This is a genomic window from Mesorhizobium sp. CU3 (assembly GCF_006442965.1).
Classification (GTDB): Bacteria; Pseudomonadota; Alphaproteobacteria; order Rhizobiales; family Rhizobiaceae; genus Mesorhizobium.
The window spans coordinates 307,629-324,590 of the sequence record NZ_VFWX01000004.1 but is presented as its reverse complement, the minus strand read 5'-3'; the positions used below and the strand labels follow the sequence as shown (position 1 = coordinate 324,590).

19 protein-coding genes are annotated in these 16,962 nt (G+C 64.9%); 9 read left to right on the top strand and 10 right to left on the bottom strand.

Annotated features, from left to right (window positions below; translation table 11 throughout):
* Positions 1–124: 124 nt before the first annotated feature.
* The 3 genes from FJ988_RS09330 to FJ988_RS09320 form a co-directional block, all read right to left on the bottom strand.
* Positions 125–1,105, bottom strand: coding sequence for an SH3 domain-containing protein (locus FJ988_RS09330; protein WP_140816725.1), 981 nt, complete (start codon positions 1,103–1,105; stop codon positions 125–127).
* Between the two features lie 153 nt (positions 1,106–1,258).
* Positions 1,259–2,017 carry a metallophosphoesterase gene (locus tag FJ988_RS09325; RefSeq protein WP_140816723.1) on the bottom strand — a complete coding sequence of 253 codons (759 nt, stop codon included), beginning with the start codon at positions 2,015–2,017 and terminating at the stop codon, positions 1,259–1,261.
* Between the two features lie 34 nt (positions 2,018–2,051).
* Entirely contained in the window at positions 2,052–2,411 is a 360-nt protein-coding gene (locus FJ988_RS09320) for a helix-turn-helix transcriptional regulator (RefSeq protein ID WP_140816721.1), read from the bottom strand.
* Positions 2,412–2,605: 194 nt separating this feature from the next.
* On the opposite strand from FJ988_RS09320, the gene FJ988_RS09315 reads away from it, so the two are divergent.
* Entirely contained in the window at positions 2,606–3,784 is a 1,179-nt protein-coding gene (locus tag FJ988_RS09315; RefSeq protein ID WP_140816719.1) for an MFS transporter, read from the top strand.
* A gap of 35 nt (positions 3,785–3,819) precedes the next feature.
* Here the strand turns inward: FJ988_RS09315 and FJ988_RS09310 are convergent, their stop codons facing one another.
* A complete protein-coding gene (locus FJ988_RS09310; RefSeq protein ID WP_140816717.1) occupies positions 3,820–4,284 on the bottom strand; it encodes a MarR family winged helix-turn-helix transcriptional regulator in 465 nt (154 codons plus the stop codon).
* Between the two features lie 189 nt (positions 4,285–4,473).
* Here FJ988_RS09310 and FJ988_RS09305 point away from each other — a divergent pair, with 189 nt between their 5' ends.
* On the top strand, positions 4,474–5,268 hold the full coding sequence (locus FJ988_RS09305) for an SDR family oxidoreductase (protein ID WP_140816715.1): 795 nt from the start codon (positions 4,474–4,476) through the stop codon (positions 5,266–5,268).
* Between the two features lie 21 nt (positions 5,269–5,289).
* Here the strand turns inward: FJ988_RS09305 and FJ988_RS09300 are convergent, their stop codons facing one another.
* On the bottom strand, positions 5,290–5,889 hold the full coding sequence (locus FJ988_RS09300) for a LysE family translocator (RefSeq protein ID WP_140816713.1): 600 nt from the start codon (positions 5,887–5,889) through the stop codon (positions 5,290–5,292).
* 89 nt (positions 5,890–5,978) lie between these two features.
* Here FJ988_RS09300 and FJ988_RS09295 point away from each other — a divergent pair, with 89 nt between their 5' ends.
* The gene (locus FJ988_RS09295; RefSeq protein ID WP_407067754.1) at positions 5,979–6,854 is read left to right on the top strand and encodes a LysR family transcriptional regulator; all 876 of its coding nucleotides are present in this window, start codon (positions 5,979–5,981) and stop codon (positions 6,852–6,854) included.
* A 58-nt stretch (positions 6,855–6,912) separates the two neighbouring features.
* Here FJ988_RS09295 and FJ988_RS09290 read toward each other — a convergent pair whose 3' ends face one another.
* The gene (locus FJ988_RS09290) at positions 6,913–7,755 is read right to left on the bottom strand and encodes a protein-L-isoaspartate O-methyltransferase (protein ID WP_140816771.1); all 843 of its coding nucleotides are present in this window, start codon (positions 7,753–7,755) and stop codon (positions 6,913–6,915) included.
* A gap of 71 nt (positions 7,756–7,826) precedes the next feature.
* Positions 7,827–9,185, bottom strand: a complete 1,359-nt coding sequence (locus tag FJ988_RS09285; protein WP_140816709.1) for an Nramp family divalent metal transporter — start codon at positions 9,183–9,185, stop codon at positions 7,827–7,829.
* 238 nt (positions 9,186–9,423) lie between these two features.
* Here FJ988_RS09285 and mntR point away from each other — a divergent pair, with 238 nt between their 5' ends.
* From mntR to FJ988_RS09265, 4 genes are all read left to right on the top strand, one after another.
* Positions 9,424–9,876 carry a manganese-binding transcriptional regulator MntR gene (gene mntR, locus FJ988_RS09280; RefSeq protein ID WP_140816707.1) on the top strand — a complete coding sequence of 151 codons (453 nt, stop codon included), beginning with the start codon at positions 9,424–9,426 and terminating at the stop codon, positions 9,874–9,876.
* Between the two features lie 90 nt (positions 9,877–9,966).
* A complete protein-coding gene (locus FJ988_RS31140) occupies positions 9,967–10,155 on the top strand; it encodes a hypothetical protein (RefSeq protein WP_140816705.1) in 189 nt (62 codons plus the stop codon).
* A gap of 176 nt (positions 10,156–10,331) precedes the next feature.
* The gene (locus FJ988_RS09270; RefSeq protein WP_140816703.1) at positions 10,332–11,246 is read left to right on the top strand and encodes a neutral zinc metallopeptidase; all 915 of its coding nucleotides are present in this window, start codon (positions 10,332–10,334) and stop codon (positions 11,244–11,246) included.
* A gap of 166 nt (positions 11,247–11,412) precedes the next feature.
* The gene (locus FJ988_RS09265; protein WP_140816701.1) at positions 11,413–12,681 is read left to right on the top strand and encodes a TCR/Tet family MFS transporter; all 1,269 of its coding nucleotides are present in this window, start codon (positions 11,413–11,415) and stop codon (positions 12,679–12,681) included.
* 6 nt (positions 12,682–12,687) lie between these two features.
* Here FJ988_RS09265 and FJ988_RS09260 read toward each other — a convergent pair whose 3' ends face one another.
* Together FJ988_RS09260 and carA are read right to left on the bottom strand one after the other, a co-directional pair.
* Entirely contained in the window at positions 12,688–12,993 is a 306-nt protein-coding gene (locus FJ988_RS09260; RefSeq protein ID WP_140816699.1) for a helix-turn-helix transcriptional regulator, read from the bottom strand.
* Between the two features lie 19 nt (positions 12,994–13,012).
* Positions 13,013–14,218 carry a glutamine-hydrolyzing carbamoyl-phosphate synthase small subunit gene (carA, locus tag FJ988_RS09255; RefSeq protein WP_140816697.1) on the bottom strand — a complete coding sequence of 402 codons (1,206 nt, stop codon included), beginning with the start codon at positions 14,216–14,218 and terminating at the stop codon, positions 13,013–13,015.
* A gap of 262 nt (positions 14,219–14,480) precedes the next feature.
* On the opposite strand from carA, the gene FJ988_RS09250 reads away from it, so the two are divergent.
* The gene (locus FJ988_RS09250) at positions 14,481–14,930 is read left to right on the top strand and encodes a GatB/YqeY domain-containing protein (RefSeq protein WP_140816695.1); all 450 of its coding nucleotides are present in this window, start codon (positions 14,481–14,483) and stop codon (positions 14,928–14,930) included.
* An 82-nt stretch (positions 14,931–15,012) separates the two neighbouring features.
* On the opposite strand, the gene FJ988_RS09245 is transcribed toward FJ988_RS09250, so the two are convergent.
* The gene (locus tag FJ988_RS09245) at positions 15,013–16,008 is read right to left on the bottom strand and encodes a hypothetical protein (RefSeq protein WP_140816693.1); all 996 of its coding nucleotides are present in this window, start codon (positions 16,006–16,008) and stop codon (positions 15,013–15,015) included.
* A gap of 188 nt (positions 16,009–16,196) precedes the next feature.
* Between FJ988_RS09245 and FJ988_RS09240 the strand changes: the two genes are divergently transcribed.
* The gene (locus tag FJ988_RS09240; RefSeq protein ID WP_140816691.1) at positions 16,197–16,754 is read left to right on the top strand and encodes a GNAT family N-acetyltransferase; all 558 of its coding nucleotides are present in this window, start codon (positions 16,197–16,199) and stop codon (positions 16,752–16,754) included.
* The last annotated feature ends 208 nt before the right edge of the window (positions 16,755–16,962 follow it).

Genomic DNA, 16,962 nt, shown 5'->3' with positions numbered 1-16,962 from the left:
TATCGGGCAGAGTTTGGCGGGATGTAACCCCGAATATGTGGGAGTAGGGGAGTAGGGGAGTAGGGGAGTAGGGGAGTAGGTTGCTTCTTCCGCTACTGCCTTTCTGCCCTACTCCCTTACTCGCCTAGTTTCCCAACGCCAGCCCGTCCGTGATCTCGAACCGTTCGGAAACGCCGATGCGGATCATGTTGAGCGTGCCTTCGCGCGTGGAGCGGAAATCGGCATCCGCATCCGAGCCAGCCGGCTTGCCGGCATTGAACGAGATAAGACGCGTGCCGCCGTCCGGCCAGGTCACGGTGATGTCGGCCTTGCCGTCCTTGCCGCGCACCACCTTCACCGCGCAATGCGTCATCGGCTCGCCGACATAGCGCGCGCATGGGATGTCGCCGTCAGTACCCGCCGGAACCCAGGCAGCCTGCGGCGGTTTCGGCTCCAGCCGGGCGATGCTCTGCGTTCCGGCGGCTGCGGAATTGTCTTTGGCCACATAGGCCATGCCGATCGCATCCTGCATGGCATTGTCGGTGATGGTGGCGATGGAAGGCGGCGCGGCGTGGTCGCTGTTGCCGAGCCGCGATCCGAGATCCGGTGGCGGCGCGATCGGCTGCCGCGGCGCGCGGCTGGTCGCGCTGGCGTCCATCGGGGCAGGGGCTTCGGCGACGGGCGCGGTGTCGTTAGGGCCGACGCTGGTGATCATCTCGCCCGCTGGGTTGGCCGGAGCCTCACCGGCGTTTGCCGGCGGGGCGACCGCAATCTGGTCTTCCGGGACAGCGGCCGGGTTGTTGGGTGTGAGATAGCGCGCCGGCGCCCAGCCGAAGAGGCTCGGGTTCTTGAGATCCTGGACCTTGCACCAAGGGTAACCGTTGAAGATGTTGCAGCCGTAATTCTTCACGCTGGTGCCGCTCGGCAGGCGCGCCTCGGTCTTGCCGACGGCCGACGCGGTGGCGCGGAGGTTGAGCAGATCGTCGGGCGCCAGGCCGCTGACGATCGAAATGATGGGATCCGGGGAGGCTGGTGCCGACGCCTCCTGGGCGATGACCGGCAGCGCCGCGAAAAGCAGCGGGGCGGCAGTCAGCAGGGTTCTGCGGAGGGTCAGTCTGCGCCTCATCACCTGGCCGTGGGCGGCGAATTTCCGGTTCGGCGAGCCGGTTCCAAGGGATGGCCGCCAAGCGGTTTTATAGGGGACGGAATGTCGCGGTGTCATCCGCAAAAGTTCTTGATGTGGATGCGAGCTCCGTTCGATCCCGGATATGAGCTTCGCTCAATCCTTCATAAACCCCGTCCGCAGCGCGTGCGCCCATTCCGGCCGGCCGGCTTCTTCGGCCTGCCGCGCCGCCGCTTCGTGGTCGTAGTTGACGGCAAAGGTTTCGAAGCGGTGCGGTTGGCCCTGGCGATCGAGCTCGACGATGCCGTAGCGCGCGTGCGGCGTGCCCTGCTCGGAGACATGCGCCGGCGGCGTGTCGTCGTCATAGGCGGGACAGCCGACGCTGCCCGGATTGAAGATGACCGTGCCATCCGGGATACGGATCAGCTCGCTTCGGTGGCTGTGGCCGCACAGCACCAGCCGGCAGGCGGGATCGAGCGGTTTCAGCCGCCGCCTGATCGCGGCCAGCGGCGCGCGAACCAGCTGGCCATCGACAACGGCATCGGCGAGATATTTTTCATCATGGTCGGGCCTTGCGTGGAAGGCGATTACGCCGGGCGCGATCTCCAGCGTCAGCGGCAGGCCGAGCAGCACCTCGCGCTGCGCCTTTGTCAGCCGCTCCCGCGCGTAGCGGTCGGAGGGCCACATCGGTTCATCGGCCGGGTCCTGCGCCACGCGACGGTCGTGGTTGCCGCGCACCGTCGGCAGCTTGAGCGCCTGCAAGCGCTCAATCGTCTCGCGCGGCCAGAGCGGCCCTGAGACGCAATCGCCGAGATCGACGGTGATGTCGGCGCCGCCGCGCCGCTTCAGATCGTCGAGAACGGCCTCCAGGGCAAGCACATTGCCATGGATGTCGGCGATGACGGCAATGCGCATGAGGGCTCCGTGGTGAGGCAGCAGCGTCGGGCGGTCAGGCCTGGACTTCGATGTCGGCGGTCGTGCCGACCGCGGGCAGGGCCGGATCGCCGTCGGCCGCCAGGATCACGCTGTCGAGCAGGCCTGGGAAACGCTTGTCGAGATCGTCGCGGCGCAGCGTGATCAGCCGGCTGGTGCCGACCGCTTCGGCGCGGGTGACGCCCGCCTCGCGCAGTTTGGCGAGGTGGTAGCTGAGGTTGGTCTTGGAGGCAAGGTCGAGGAACTGGCTGCAGTTCATCGCCACGCCTTCCTTGCTCGCCAGATAGCGCACGATGGCGAGCCGGGTCGGGTCGCCGAGCACGGCGAGCACGATCGGCAGGCTGATCTGGTCGGTGGTCGGATGGGGCAAGGTCATGGCTCAGAATTAAGCACAAACGGCACGAACTTCAACGCAGCTCCTTTTATGGCCGATGCTAGGTGCTTCCTCATTTCGGTCCTGTCCTGACACAGGGCTGTCAGCAGGGTTCAGCTATTTTTCCCCTCATTGGTTGACATCATGCCCTGTTATGTCCAATTGTTCAATAACTTTTGAACTAAGGACAGTTCCCCATGGACAAGCGGATTTTTTGGCTCGCGCTCGGATCGTTCGCGATCTCGACCGAAGGCTTTGTCATCTCAAGCCTTCTTCCCGATATCGCCGCGGATTCCGGCATCTCCGTGCCGCTCGCCGGTTCGCTGATCACCGCCTTCGCGCTGGCCTATGCGCTCGGCACGCCGGTCCTGGCGACGCTCACCGGCGAGTGGGACCGGCGCCGCGTCATCCTGTGGACGCTGGTGTTCTTCGTTATCGGCAACATCGTCGCGGCGTTGAGCTCATCCTTCGAACTCCTGTTGATCGCGCGCATCGTCATGGCGCTGTCATCCGGCCTGTTCGCCGCGACCGCGCAGGGCACGGCGGTGGCGCTGGTCGACGACCATCACCGGGCGCGCGCTATCGCGGTGGTGGTCGGCGGCACCACGGTGGCGGTTGCCATCGGCGCGCCGCTCGGCGCGCTGGTGGCGGCGATTGCCGGCTGGCGCGGCACTTTCTACGCCATTGCCGGCCTCGGCGCGCTTTCCGGCGCGATCCTGTGGTGGCGGCTGCCGCGCGGCCTCATCGGCACCAGGCTGCCGCTGCGCGCCAGGCTGGCCGCCGCCGTGCGGCCCGGCGTGCTGCCGATCCTGGCGACGACGACCTTGGCTCTTGTCGGCGCCTTCACCGTCTTCTCCTTCATCGCGCCGCTGGCAATCCAGGGCGGCGGCCTCAGCCCGCTGGCGCTGCCCGGCATGCTGCTCGCCTTCGGCGTCGGCGCCGTCATCGGCAACATCGCCGGCGGTCAGGCGGCGGACCGCTTCGGCGCCACGCGCACCGTCGGCTGGTCGCTGACGCTGTCGGCCGTGATGCTGGTTACCTTCTCGCTGATCCCGACCTTCCTGCCGCATTCGGTCGCCGGGCCGGCGCTGATGGCCATGATGGTGCCGTGGGGCATCGTCGGCTGGGCTTTCCCGCCGGCGCAGGCGAGCCGCATCATCAAGCTGGCGCCGGATGCCGCGCCGATCGTGCTGTCGCTCAACGCTTCCGCGCTCTATCTCGGCGTGGCGCTCGGCGCCGTGGTCGGGGCAAGGGTATTGCGCTTCGGCGTGCCCGCCGATCTCGGCCTGGTCGCGGCGGTGTTCCCGATCGTCGGCCTGGGTGTCGTGCTGGCTGGCCGGGTCTTTGCCAAGCCGGTCGCCATGCCCGCCGAGTAGGAAACAGGTTGCGGAATTGAGCGGCGGCCGCTTCTTCAGATCGAGGGGGCGGCCGTCGGCAGTTCCAGATCCAGGTCGGCCACGGCGTCTAGCGCTGCGCGCAGCTTCGCGGCCTGCTCCACGCCGACCTTCGCCTCGAATTGCTGCTGCGCGACGCTCCACAATATGAGCGCCTCGTCGAGCTTGGCCTGCCCCTGCGGCGTCAGCCGCAAACGCTTAACGCGGCGGTCGTTCGGGTCGGCAAAGCTCTCGACATAGCCGTCGCGGACCAGCGGCTTCAGCGTGTGGCCGAGCGCGGAGAGATCCATGATCAGGGCGTCGGCGACGGTGCTCATCGCCGGCTCGTCGCTGACATGGATCTGGAAGAGCAGGCCGAACTGCGTGCCCTTCAGGCCCGACGGCGCCAGTGCGTCGTCATAGAAGCGGCCGAGGCTGCGCGCGGCGCGTCTGAGCGTGGCGTTGTTGCAGCGGCTGAATCCCGGGCTTTGAGCCTTATCCATGCGAACTCCTTGCCGGGGAAAGCCTGTGCCGGCCCGCCTCAAAAATAGTTTTCGCCGTCGCCGTTGACAAGATAGTGGCATATACCTACTTCGGCAAAAGTGGCATATGCCACTAATTGAAATTCGAGCCGAAACGCGGATCTCCGGCCGGCTGCATCGCGCTGGCCAACAGGACAAAGGAACAGGACAATGAGCACGAAGGACAACAAGGGCACGGCCGTCATCACCGGCGCATCGTCGGGCATCGGCGCGGTCTATGCCGACCGTCTGGCAGGACAGGGCTACGATCTGGTGCTGGTGGCGCGGCGCGCCGACCGGCTTCAGGAAGTAGCGGACAAGCTGTCTTACGCCTATGGCCGCAAGGTCAGCACCATCGTCGCCGATCTCGCCGACGATCGCGATTTGCGGCGGGTCGAACAGGCGATCGCCGCCGACGAGAGCGTGACGCTGCTGGTCAACAATGCCGGCGTAGGTGGCCTGGAGACGATCGCCGACGCCGACGCCGACGCGGCCGAGCGCATGATCAAGGTCAACGTCGTGGCGCTGACCAGGCTGACCCGCGCTGTGCTGCCGGGCCTGCTTGCGCGCAATCGCGGCGCGATCATCAACATCGCCTCGGTCGTCGCCTATGGCATCGCCGTCGGCGGCATCTATAGCGGCACCAAGGCCTATGTCGCTAACTTCACCGAAGCGCTGCAGAAGGAGGTCGCCGGCACTAATGTGAAGGTGCAGTCGGTGGTGCCCGGGCCGGTCCGCACCGAGTTGTGGGACGTCTCTGGAATCAGCCTAGACAGGATCAATCCGGACTGGATCATGAGTGCCGACGATCTGGTCGACGCAGCACTTGCCGGGTTCGCCCAGGGCGAAACCGTCACCGCGCCAGGCCTTGCCGACGCGGCCGAGCTGACGGCCTATCTCGGCGCCAGGGATCACTTCTTCGGCAGCCTGTTCTCCGGCAAGCCGGCGGCGCGCTACGCGGCTTGAATGGAAATTGGCGGTCGGCTTTCAGGCCGCCCGCCACATCGGGATGATCGAGGCGGCGAGCACCAGCGCCAGCACGATGTTCAGCGCCCGCCACTGCCATTCGGTCTTGAGCAGCCGCGCAAGCAGCATGCCGGCCACGCACCAGATCGACAGTGAGATCGCCGCGGTGAGGCCGAAGGTCGAGCCGAGCAGCAGCGCGAGCTGCCCCGGTCCGTCGGCGAGGGCCGCGAAGGAGGCCGCCGCGCCCAGCCCTATCGCCCAGCCCTTGGGATTCATCCACTGGATGCCAGCGCCGCCGAAGAAGCTGTTCGGCCTAGCCATGGTGACATCGAGATTGGGCGGTCCGGCTCGGCCGATCTTGAGTGCCAGCCATAAGAGATAGAGCGAGCCGGCGATCTTCATGGCAAGCTGCAGCGACGGCATGGCCAGCAGCAAGCCGGCGAGGCCTGCCGCTGCGGCTCCGGTCACCGTGGCGAGGCCGGCAGCGCTTCCGGCCATCAGCGGCAGCGAACGGCGAAAGCCGAACTGCGCGCCGGACGCCGTGGACAGGGTTGTGGCGATGCCGGGCGTGGCGGTGGCCACGAAAGCGAACAGGATGAGCGGCAGGATGGGCTGGAGCATGCGTGGAACCCTTCATCGAAGGCTCCATCGTAGACTCGGGCCGACATCAGTAAATGCAATGTTTGATATGGTTTGCATTAGTATCTATAATGCCAGCCATGATCCGCGATCTCGACACCACGCTTATCCGAACGTTTGTTACGACCGCCGACAAGGCGAGCATGACGGCCGCCGCCAACGCCCTTCATCTGACGCAAGGCGCCGTCAGCCAGCAGATCAGACGGCTGGAGGACGTACTTGGGCAGGTGCTGTTCGAACGCGACCGCCGCGGCTTGAAGCTGACGCTCGCCGGCGAGCGGCTCCTGGAGAAAGCCAAGCGCCTCTTGCGACTCAACGACGAGATCCTGGCCGAGATCAGGGGTGGGACGGTGGCGGGCCAGGTCCGGATCGGCGTGCCCTACGACCTGGTCGGCACGCTGCTTGCGCCTGTGTTGAAGGCCTATGCCGAGGCCTATCCGCAGGTCGAGATTTCGCTGGTCTGCGCATCGTCGCCGGAGCTTGCAGCGGCCCTGGCTGCCGGCACGATCGACCTCGCCGTCATCGAGGAGCGCGTCGGCCCGACCGCCGGCGAATGCCTGCTCGTCGACCGGCTGGTCTGGGTCGGCGCCAGGGGAGGCTCGGCCCGGCTGAAGCGACCGCTGCCGGTGTCGATCGTCGCCGACACCTGCGCCTTCCGGCCGGCGGTGCTTGCCGCGCTTGGCGAGCATGGGCTCGACTGGCGCACGGTGTTCGAGAACGGCAACATTGACGCCACGACAGCAACGGTGCGGTCCGATCTCGCTGTGACGACATGGCTGGCCTCGACGGTGCCGGCCGATCTCGACATATTGTCGGACGTCGGCTTGCCGGCGCTGCCGAATTTCTCCGTCAATTTGCACCTGCCCAAGCATGCCGTCTCGCCGGCGGCGCGGGAGTTCGCCAGGCATATCCGGGACGGTCTGACGCGCCGGCGCGAAGCGGCTTGAATTGTCCACCTCCGCAATGTCGGGGGATCGGGCAGCCTCGGGGCCGGTCGATAAATCTTCAGCGCTTGTCGTCGCCTCGGATGCTGCGCGACGAGAACCAGACATCGCCGAACACGGCGGTTGCCGTGCGGTCCGGCGGCTTGTTCTCAGTCAGCCATATCGAGCGTATCCGTGTGGCGCGCTCCCGCGTCGGGATTTTTGCCTCGGGTCCGGCGACGGAGGCGCCGACGCATGGGATGAACCATGACCTCATGAAGGGTAGGCAGGCGAAACCGTTGCCCAGACGGGTGACGAGAACCGCGAGGCCGACGGTATCGGACGGACGCCAAGGGAAGATCAGGCGGCCGCCCGGCTTCAACGCCTTCAGCCAGGCCGCCAGCGGCGCGGCCACGCCGGCATTGACATAGACGATATCGCAGCGCGGCAACGGGCGCGCGACGGCGTCGCCGTGAACGACCTCCACATTCGGATAGTCCTTGAGATTGGCCCCGGCGCGCGCGGCGAGATCGGCCTCCAGCTCGAAGGCGACGACCGTGCCTCCAGGCGCGACCAGCCTGGCCAGCAGCGCGCTGTAATAGCCGGTGCCGGCGCCGATATGGGTGACGGTCTCGCCCGGTCTCGGCGCAACCTTGCCCAGCCACATGGCGTGCAGCAGCGGCTCGCCATTGTTGATGCCCTTGTCGGCATCGAGCGCCACCAGCACGTTCTGGTAGATATGGCTGGGATCGGCGCTCGGCGTCTCAATGCGGCTGGTTCCGGCGATGATCGTCCACGGTCCAGGGCCGAGAAACGCCTCGCGCGGCACCGAGGCGAAGACCGCTTCGAGGCGCGGATCGGCGGAGCCCGCTTGGGCGGCCAGTAGCCTGGCGTAGAAGCTGCGGGCGTCGGTGGGTCCCATCATACCAGGCAAGATAGCGCGGCCTGCCGCGATGTCGCGCCCGGCCGCTCGCTATTGTCGGATCATGCTTCGGCTCAGACGCCGAACAGCGTGTCGTAGAGCAGCTTGAAGTTCAGCACCAGGATGATGGCGGCGACAACCCAGGCCAGCAGGGCAACACCGCGCGGGATGGCGAAACTGCCCATCTTCTTCTTGTCCGACACGAACTGCACCAGCGGCACTACCGCGAAGGGCAATTGCATCGACAGCACCACCTGGCTGAACACCAGCAACTGTCCGGTGCCTTTCTCGCCATAGAGCGCGGTGACGACGACGACCGGGATGATGGCGAGGCCGCGTGTGAGCAGGCGCCGTGCCCAGGTCGGGATGCGCAGGCGCAAGAACCCTTCCATCACGATCTGGCCGGCAAGCGTCGCCGTCACGGTCGAATTCAGGCCGGAAGCGAGCAGCGCCACCGCGAACAGGATGGAGGCGATGCTCAAGCCGAGCAGCGGCGACAGGAGCTTGAAGGCGTCCTGGATCTCGGCGACGTCCTGGTGGCCGGTGTTGTGGAAGGCGACCGCCGAGACGATCAGGATGGCGGCGTTGACGAACAGCGCCAGCATCAGGGCGATTGTGGAGTCCGTCGTCGCCCATTTGATGGCGTCGCGTTTTCCCGCATCGGTGCGCTCATAGGCGCGGGTCTGCACGATCGACGAGTGCAAATAGAGATTGTGCGGCATCACGGTGGCGCCGATGATGCCGATGGCGATGTAGAGCATTTCCGGGTTGGTGACGATCTCGGACGATGGCACGAACATCGAATGCAGGATGGTGCCGGCCGGTGGCGCGGCGACGAAGATCTGGATGGCGAAGCAGCCGAAGATGATGATCAGAAGCGCGATGACGAAGGCCTCGAGATAGCGGAAGCCCTTGTTCATCAAGAGCAGCACAAGGAAGGCGTCGAGCGCGGTCAGCATGGCGCCGCCGACCAGCGGGATGCCGAACAGGAGCTGCAGCGCGATCGCCGTGCCGATCACCTCGGCGAGGTCGCAGGCGATGATGGCCAGCTCGCAGGCAATCCACAGCACGAAATTGACCGGGCGCGGATAGTAGGCGCGGCAGGCCTGGGCGAGATCGCGGCCGGTGGCGATGCCGAGGCGCGCTGCCAGCGCCTGCAACAGGATCGCCATCAGGTTCGACAGCATGATGATGAAAAGCAGCGTGTAGCCGAACTGGGCGCCGCCGGCGAGGTCGGTCGCCCAGTTACCCGGGTCCATGTAGCCGACCGAAACCATGTAGCCCGGGCCCATGAAGGCGAACAGGCGGCGGAACCAGACGCCGGTCTGCGGCACTGCTATCGAGGCGTTGACCTCGCGCAGGCTTGGTTGCTCGCCCTCATCCGGGCGGGCAAAACGCCAGGAGGAACGGGACACGGCTTCGGCGTCTGACATTGGGAATTTCCGCTGGAAAGTGTCGATAGTGCCTCTTATCTACGCCATGGCTCAACATTATGCAATAGGCTATATTTCATTGATCGTGCTTTCGTGATTGTCGGAGCAAGCCTTGCGGCAGGCTGTCGCAAACGCCGGTTGCGCCCGCGCCGGAATGCAAATAAACGGCCGAGCCTCAAGGGTTCGTGATATGAATGCTGTCCCGATTCAGCATTCGGACAACAGGAAGGAGCGTTTGTTGGCGCCGAGGATCAGACCCGTTCGACGGGAAGAGCCGCTGCCCGACGCCGATGTCCATTCGGAAGGGTTCCGGCAGCAGCGCCAGGCGCGTCGCAGCGCGCTGGTCGAGGACTATGTCGAACTGATCGCCGACCTTATCGAAGACGGCAACGAGGCGCGCCAGGTCGATATCGCCGCCCGGCTCGGCGTGGCGCAGCCGACGGTGGCCAAGATGCTGACCAGGCTTTGCGCCGACGGGCTGGTTTCGAGAAAACCCTATCGCGGCGTGTTCCTGACCGAGGCCGGCCGCAAGGTCGCCGAGGAAAGCCGCATCCGCCACCAGACAGTGGAAGCCTTCCTGCGCTCGCTCGGCGTCAGCGCCGAGACGGCGCGCATCGACGCCGAAGGCATCGAGCACCACGTCAGCGCCGAAACGCTGGACGCATTTCGGCGGGCGATGACCCAGCGCTAGCCATCCGCCGAAAGCAAAGGTCTGCGGAACCGCCGCATCTTGAACTCGTTGCTCTGACACCGCGCGATTGTCGCGCTGACGGAGGAAGCAATGGGCGTAGAGCAAGCACCGACCGCGAAGGGAAAACAGGCAGCCAAAGGATTGCGACAGGCTGCCGCCCGCGATGAGCGCAAGACCGAGGCCGAAACCGGTCATCCCCTGAAAAAGGGTGCTGCGCGTTTCGAGGAGCGCTCGAAAAGCTCCGACGGCAAAAGCGCCGGCGCCAAGCAGAGAAGCTGATGGATTTTGCCGGTTTATGGTCAGTCAAGATTTACCTGTTTGGCTGGCGTTGCCTGCGCATCGGACCTTGGCCGGGACGAAAAATTCTGTGACTTAGGCCACCCGTTGCGATAATTGTCTGGTGGGGGCGGCGAAGGCCTTTCCCTCCAGGACATTCGCAAGTGCGAGGAGTTGCCATGCTTTGGAGAGGCCGTCGTCAGAGCGACAATATCGAGGACGACCGCAGCGACAGCGGCGGTGGTGGCGGATTGGGCGGCGGCGGCCAGTTCCGCGTTCCGATCGGCGGCCGGACCGGTGGCGGCGGCAGCATCCTTCTGGTCATCCTGGTCGTGCTCGCCGGCTGGTATTTCGGCTTCGACCCGTCGCAGATCCTGGGTGACGGAAGCGGTGGGCTGGGCGGCGGCCAGGTCACCGACAACAGCGGCTCGCAGGACAATGGCGGCGCGCCCGCCAATGACGAGATGAAGCAATTCGTCGCCACCGTGCTTGCCGACACCGAGGATACCTGGACCGGCATCTTCAAGTCGCAAGGGCTGACCTATCAGGATCCGAAGCTGGTGCTGTTCAGCGGCCAGGTCCGCTCTGCCTGCGGTTTCGCCTCGGCGGCGGCCGGGCCGTTCTATTGCCCGGGCGACCAGAAGGTCTATCTCGACATGACCTTCTTCCAGCAGCTGGACCAGCAGTTCGGCGCTTCCGGCGAGTTCGCCCGCGCCTATGTGGTCGCGCATGAAGTCGGCCATCACGTGCAGAACCTCACCGGCATCATGGCCAAGTTCAACCAGATGCGGCAGGGCCTGAGCGAGGCCGACGCCAACCAGCTGTCGGTACGCATCGAATTGCAGGCCGACTGTTTCGCCGGCGTGTGGGCGCATTTCACCCAGCAAAAAGGCATTCTGGAGCAGGGCGACATCGAAAGCGCGCTGAACGCGGCCAAGCAGATCGGCGACGACACGCTGCAGAAGAAGATGCAGGGCTATGTCGTGCCGGAAAGCTTCAACCATGGCACCTCGCAGCAGCGGCAGACTTGGCTGGCGCGCGGCTTCAAGAGCGGAAAGCTCTCCGACTGCAACACGATGAGCGGCCCGATCTGAGGCGGCGTTTCCGCTTCTTTCGACAGTAGCGATAGGCGAGGAGTGATCCTGGCAAGTGGTGTCAGGATCGGACGCCAGTCTTCGTTCGCGTATTGTTCCGGCCGGCAAGCTCGCCTATAAAGTCCGTCCCGCCTTTGCCCGCAGTCGGCCGGAGGAGCTTATCGCCATGATCGACCCCAAAACCGCCAAGCGGGGCCTTGCGCTCGTTTTCACCACGCTTTTGCTCGACATCATCGGCTTCGGCATCATCATGCCGGTGCTACCGGCCTATCTGCAGGAGTTGAGCGGCGTCAGCGTCAGCCAGGCGGCGATCGAGGGCGGCTGGCTGTTCTTCGTCTACGCGGCCATGCAGTTCGTCTTCGCGCCGATCATGGGCGCCTTGAGCGACCGCTTCGGGCGGCGTCCGATCCTGCTTGCCTCGGTGCTGACCTTCTCGATCGACAATCTGATCTGCGCCGTCGCCTGGTCCTATCCGATGCTGTTCATCGGCCGGGTGCTCGCCGGCATTTCCGGTGCCAGCTATTCGACGACGTCGGCCTTCATCGCCGACATCTCGAACGACGAGAACCGGGCGAAGAATTTCGGCCTGCTCGGCATCGCCTTCGGCGTCGGCTTCGTCATCGGCCCGGTGCTGGGCGGGCTGCTCGGCACCTTCGGGCCGCGGGTGCCGTTCTATTTCGCCGCCGGGCTTGCCTTCGTGAATTTCCTGATCGCGATGGTCTTCCTGCCGGAGACGTTGGACCAGAAACATCGCCGCCGTTTTGAGTGGAAGCGGGCCAATCCGGTCGGCACGCTTCTGCAGATGCGCAACTATCCCGGTATCGGCTGGATCGGGCTGGCCTTCTTCCTGATGACGCTTGGCCACATGATGTATCCGGCGGTCTGGTCCTTCGTGTCCAGCTATCGCTACGGCTGGAGCCAAACGCAGATCGGCTTCTCGCTCGGCGCCTTTGGCCTGTGCGGCGCGATCATCATGGCGACGGTGCTGCCGCGCGTCATCCCGAAGCTCGGCGAATGGAAGACGGCGGTGATTGGCCTTACCTTCACCGCGCTCAGCGCCTTCGGCTATGCCTTCGCGACGCAGGGCTGGATGATCTATGCGGTGATCGTCGCCGGCTGCCTGGAGGCGCTTGCGGATCCGCCGCTGCGCAGCCTAGCCGCCGCCAAGGTGCCGCCTTCGGCACAGGGCGAATTGCAGGGCGCGATGACCTCGATCTTCTCGATCACCTCGATCATCACGCCGTTGCTCTATACCGGCATCTTTTCCTGGTTCACCGGGCCAAGCGCGCCGGTGGTGTTCGGCGGCGCGCCCTATGTGCTGGGCGCGATTTTCCTGACGCTGGCGGTCATCGTTTTCGTCACGAAAGTGGCCAAGCCGACACCGAAGGAAGTCGAGCGCATGCACGCGGAGGAGGCCGCAACAGACGCGGTTTGAGGATGACTAGAACTCGATCCATTCGCCGGGGACATCGAGCGCCTCCGCCAGCATTGCACTGGTCTGCTCAGACGGCTTACGACGATTGGACTCGAGGTCCGGCAGGAAACCCTGGCTGACACCGATCGCATTCGCCAATTCGGCTTGAGTCAGATTGCGCCAATTGCGCAGCGCCTTGAGCCGACTGGAACCGCGCAGGATATCGATGGTGACGTCGGCAGGCAGAGCCTTCTCTGTTTTAAGCGCGGCCTTCCGCTCATCGTATATCGCTACATCCGCAGCATCTTCCAAAGCTTCTTCAACTGCACGCATCGCAGAACCTCGAAAAGGATCAGGCCCTTTCCGCCAATTTCTCCTCGCCGCGGCGCTCGCGGATCAGGTTGACGAAGCGGCGGAACAGATAGTGCGAATCCTGCGGGCCGGGCGAGGCCTCCGGATGGTGCTGGACCGAAAACACCGGCCTGCCGGTCAGCGCGATGCCGCAATTCGAGCCGTCGAACAGCGAGACGTGGGTTTCCTCGACGCCTTCGGGCAACGAGTCCGCGTCGACCGCGAAACCATGGTTCATCGAGACGATCTCGACCTTGCCCGTCGTGTGGTCCTTGACCGGATGGTTGGCACCGTGATGGCCCTGATGCATCTTGGCGGTCTTGCCGCCGAGCGCCAGCGCCAGCATCTGGTGCCCGAGGCAGATGCCGAACACCGGGATATCGGTCTTCAGCAGGTCCTGGATCACCGGCACGGCATAGTCGCCGGTGGCTTCCGGGTCGCCGGGGCCGTTCGACAGGAAGATGCCGTCCGGCTGCATGGCCAGGATCTCGTCGGCGCCGGTCTTGGCCGGCACGATTGTGACCTTGGCGCCGAGGCCGGCGAGCAGGCGCAGGATGTTGCGCTTCACGCCATAGTCGATCGCCACGACATGCATAGAGGGTTCGGCCTGCTCGCCATAGCCTTCGTTCCACACCCAGGACGTCTCGCGCCAGACCGACGACTGGCCGGACGTGACCTCCTTGGCGAGATCGAGCCCGATCAGGCCGGACCAGGCGGCGGCCTGCCGCTTCAGGTCTTCGACGTCGAAGACGCCGTCCGGCGCATGCGCGATGACGGCGTTCGGCATGCCCTTCTCGCGGATCAGCACGGTAAGCGCACGGGTGTCGATACCGGAAAGTGCCACGATGCCGCGCCGCTTCAGCCACTGGTCGAGATGGCCGGCGGCGCGATAGTTGGACGGGTCGGTGACGTTGGCCTTGAAGATCGCGCCGACGGCGCCGGCGCGGGCCGCCGGGTTGAGGTCCTCGATGTCCTCGTCATTGGTGCCGACATTGCCGATATGCGGGAAGGTGAAGGTGACGATCTGGCCGGCATAGGACGGATCGGTGAGGATTTCCTCGTAGCCGGTGAGCGCGGTGTTGAAGCACACTTCCGCGACGGCCGATCCGGTGGCGCCGAGACCGCGACCCTCGATCACCGTGCCGTCGGCGAGCACCAGAAGGGCGGTCGGCTTTTCGGTGGCCCAGGGGGCGGTGATCGTGGCCATGGCGGCACTCCTGTCGGGCGTTACAAGCGGTGGTCGGGACCGTTTGCGCGGCAAGGCGCGCGAGCTGGATATCTCAGCTCCCACGCGTCGGTTTCATTGTCTTATGCAGGACCGAGTACATAGGGGAAGGTGCGGGAGTGGTCAATGCAGCGGCCCCTAGCCAGGATAGATTTGCATTCGTCCAGCAAAATCAGTGGTTTGCCGGGATTTGCGTCACGCGACCGACGAAGCTATTGTCCGGCGCATTCGAAGGAGAAGCACCATGCGCGAGAAAATCGCCGAATCCATGAAGAGCGCGATGAAGGCGCAGGACAAGGAGCGCTTGCCGACGCTCAGGCTGATCCAGGCGGCGATCCATGACCGCGACATCGTCAATCGCGGCGCCGGCAAGCCGCCGGCCGGCGATGACGAGGTCCTGCAGATCCTCTCCAAGATGGTGAAGCAGCGCGAGGAATCGGCGAAGGCCTTCGAGGACGGCAAGCGGCCGGAACTGGCGGCCAAGGAACGCGCCGAGATGGAGGTCATCCTCGAATTCCTGCCGAAGCAGCTCGACGATGCCGCCATCACGGCCGCCGCCCGCGAGGCCATCGCCGCCACCGGCGCCGCCAGCCAGAAGGACATGGGCAAGGTGATCGGCGTGCTGAAGCAGAAATATGCCGGGCAGATGGACTTCGCCAAGGCGAGCGCCATCATCAAGGGGCTGCTGTCGTAGAAACCTATCGGCTCTATCTCTTTGTTTTACGCAATTCCGGACGGAAAACCGCTGCACACTTTTCCTGGAATTGCTCCAACGGCTACTTGCACATCGGCACCGGCTGCGGCAGCGGCGCCGGATGGTCCTTCTTGTACTGGGCGATGATCGGCTCCAGCGTCTTCTTCGGCCAGAATTTCGGCGCGCCGATCTCGCCGAGGCAGGACGCGTTCCAGTAAAGGCCTGCGCCGGCCAGCGACTGGCCGGCGGCCTTGGCCCGCGCGACGGCGGCGATGTCGCGCGATTCCGGATAGATGTAGAGCGTCGTCGGGTTGTTCTTGACCATCGGGATGATCTGCTCGGCGTCCGCCGGCGACCAGCTGGTGCAACCGTTGCTGCGGCCGCCGGCATAGTTGACCAGCTTGCCGAAGGGGACCAAGCCGTCATGGCCGGCGTAAGAGCTTTGCGGGTTCTTGCGCATGCACAAGCCCTTCAGGATGGCCGCCGGATGGCCGCCGATGACGCGCTGCCTGGCGTTCGCCGCTTCGCCTTCGCCGTCGAACTGGATGAAGGTGCGCATGAACACCGCGTCCTGCGCGCCGACGCGGTAGTAGCCCTTGAAGGAGGTCTTGGTCTCCGCGGTCATGTAGGCGCCGCCGGCGGTCAGCTCGGAGTCCATCGCGTTGCCGAAATTCTTCGCGCAGCGCCTGCCGTTGGAGAAGTCGGCTGCGCCCTTCAGGTTGCGGCCACCGCCATGGCCTGAGGAAACCGCGCGAAACAGCTGCTTGGCTTCGCAGATGATGTAGTAGCGCTGGCCGAGCACGCTGTTGCCGAGGTCGCCGGGGCGTGTTGCGTCCATGGCGAAATAGCAGTCATTCCTGACCGAGCCGTCGCTTACCTTCTTCTGGTAGAGCGCGCGTGCCCGTTCCAGCACCACCTGCGAGATCTGGCCCTCACCATCGCCGACATGGCGCTGCAGCCAGTCGGGTATGGTCGAGGGCCGCAACGCCGCGAATGAAGAGACCGACACCGTCAGCACGGCCAGAAAGGCGACAAGGCAAAAGATGGCCGCACCCAGCGGAACAGATCTCAACCGCACCGGTTTGCCCCTTCTGTCAAAGCGTCGTCTCGCACCGTGAATCACCCGTGCCGAGCATAAAGCGTCTCGCATGGATCGGCGAAACACTTCTAGTTCAGCGACATCTTTGGAGATCGAGAGGCGATGCGTTGGCTTGTGACCGATCGTTGCGGCGATTATGCCTGCTGGTCTCGCCTGAGAGACGAACCATGATCCAAATCGTCAAGCCCGCGCTCGAACATCTGCCGTCCTACAAGGCAGCACTTGAGCGCGGGTGGTCGCCGGACAATGTGCGATTGCTCGAGGCGACGCGCGAGCAGCTTGCGGCCATCGAACGAGATCCCGTGGCCTTTCTTGCCGACCTCGACGATCCGCACGCGAAGGGCTCGCCGATCACGCTGCCGGACGGCACCAAAGTCGCGCGGCTGCCGGGATTCCGGCGCTGGATCTGGGACGGCGAGGCCGCCGGCTCGATCGGCTTTCGCTGGCAGAAGGGCACGTCCAAGTTGCCGTCGCATGTGCTTGGCCATATCGGCTATGCGGTGGTGCCGTGGAAGCGGGGCCGCGGCTATGCCACCGAGGCGCTCAGGCTGATGCTGGAGGAGGCGAGGGCGGTCGGCCTCGACTATGTCGAAATGACCACGGATCTCGACAACCCCGCTTCGCAGCGGGTGATCGTGGTCAATGGCGGCAAGGCGGTCGGGCGGTTCGTGAAGCTAGCTGCCTATGGCGGCGCCGAGAGCTTGAGGTTTCGGATCTATTTGTAGCCACAGCCGGAGATGGCGTTGTGGGCTGCAGCCGGCGATTCCACGCGCCGTTGGCGCTGGGCGGGTGATTTGTACCACATGGTTTCATTGCATGGCGATATTGGTTAGCAGCTTGCTGACAGCTCACTGAAAACCGGACAGTTTTTCGCCATACGCGGGTAAAACATTCGCTCTAGAGTTGCAGATCTGAAAGCCTCATTGGAGACGA

Coding starts and splice junctions, on each gene's coding strand:
- FJ988_RS09240 (WP_140816691.1), top strand. CDS start 16,197: ATGATCCAAATCGTCAAGCCCGCGCTCGAACATCTGCCGTCCTACAAG.
- FJ988_RS09265 (WP_140816701.1), top strand. CDS start 11,413: ATGATCGACCCCAAAACCGCCAAGCGGGGCCTTGCGCTCGTTTTCACC.
- FJ988_RS09250 (WP_140816695.1), top strand. CDS start 14,481: ATGCGCGAGAAAATCGCCGAATCCATGAAGAGCGCGATGAAGGCGCAG.
- FJ988_RS09290 (WP_140816771.1), bottom strand. CDS start 7,755: ATGATGGGACCCACCGACGCCCGCAGCTTCTACGCCAGGCTACTGGCC.
- FJ988_RS09300 (WP_140816713.1), bottom strand. CDS start 5,889: ATGCTCCAGCCCATCCTGCCGCTCATCCTGTTCGCTTTCGTGGCCACC.
- FJ988_RS09285 (WP_140816709.1), bottom strand. CDS start 9,185: ATGTCAGACGCCGAAGCCGTGTCCCGTTCCTCCTGGCGTTTTGCCCGC.
- FJ988_RS09315 (WP_140816719.1), top strand. CDS start 2,606: ATGGACAAGCGGATTTTTTGGCTCGCGCTCGGATCGTTCGCGATCTCG.
- FJ988_RS09330 (WP_140816725.1), bottom strand. CDS start 1,105: ATGAGGCGCAGACTGACCCTCCGCAGAACCCTGCTGACTGCCGCCCCG.
- FJ988_RS09310 (WP_140816717.1), bottom strand. CDS start 4,284: ATGGATAAGGCTCAAAGCCCGGGATTCAGCCGCTGCAACAACGCCACG.
- carA (WP_140816697.1), bottom strand. CDS start 14,218: ATGGCCACGATCACCGCCCCCTGGGCCACCGAAAAGCCGACCGCCCTT.
- FJ988_RS09270 (WP_140816703.1), top strand. CDS start 10,332: ATGCTTTGGAGAGGCCGTCGTCAGAGCGACAATATCGAGGACGACCGC.
- FJ988_RS09305 (WP_140816715.1), top strand. CDS start 4,474: ATGAGCACGAAGGACAACAAGGGCACGGCCGTCATCACCGGCGCATCG.
- FJ988_RS09325 (WP_140816723.1), bottom strand. CDS start 2,017: ATGCGCATTGCCGTCATCGCCGACATCCATGGCAATGTGCTTGCCCTG.
- FJ988_RS09260 (WP_140816699.1), bottom strand. CDS start 12,993: ATGCGTGCAGTTGAAGAAGCTTTGGAAGATGCTGCGGATGTAGCGATA.
- FJ988_RS09320 (WP_140816721.1), bottom strand. CDS start 2,411: ATGACCTTGCCCCATCCGACCACCGACCAGATCAGCCTGCCGATCGTG.
- FJ988_RS31140 (WP_140816705.1), top strand. CDS start 9,967: ATGGGCGTAGAGCAAGCACCGACCGCGAAGGGAAAACAGGCAGCCAAA.
- FJ988_RS09295 (WP_407067754.1), top strand. CDS start 5,979: ATGCCAGCCATGATCCGCGATCTCGACACCACGCTTATCCGAACGTTT.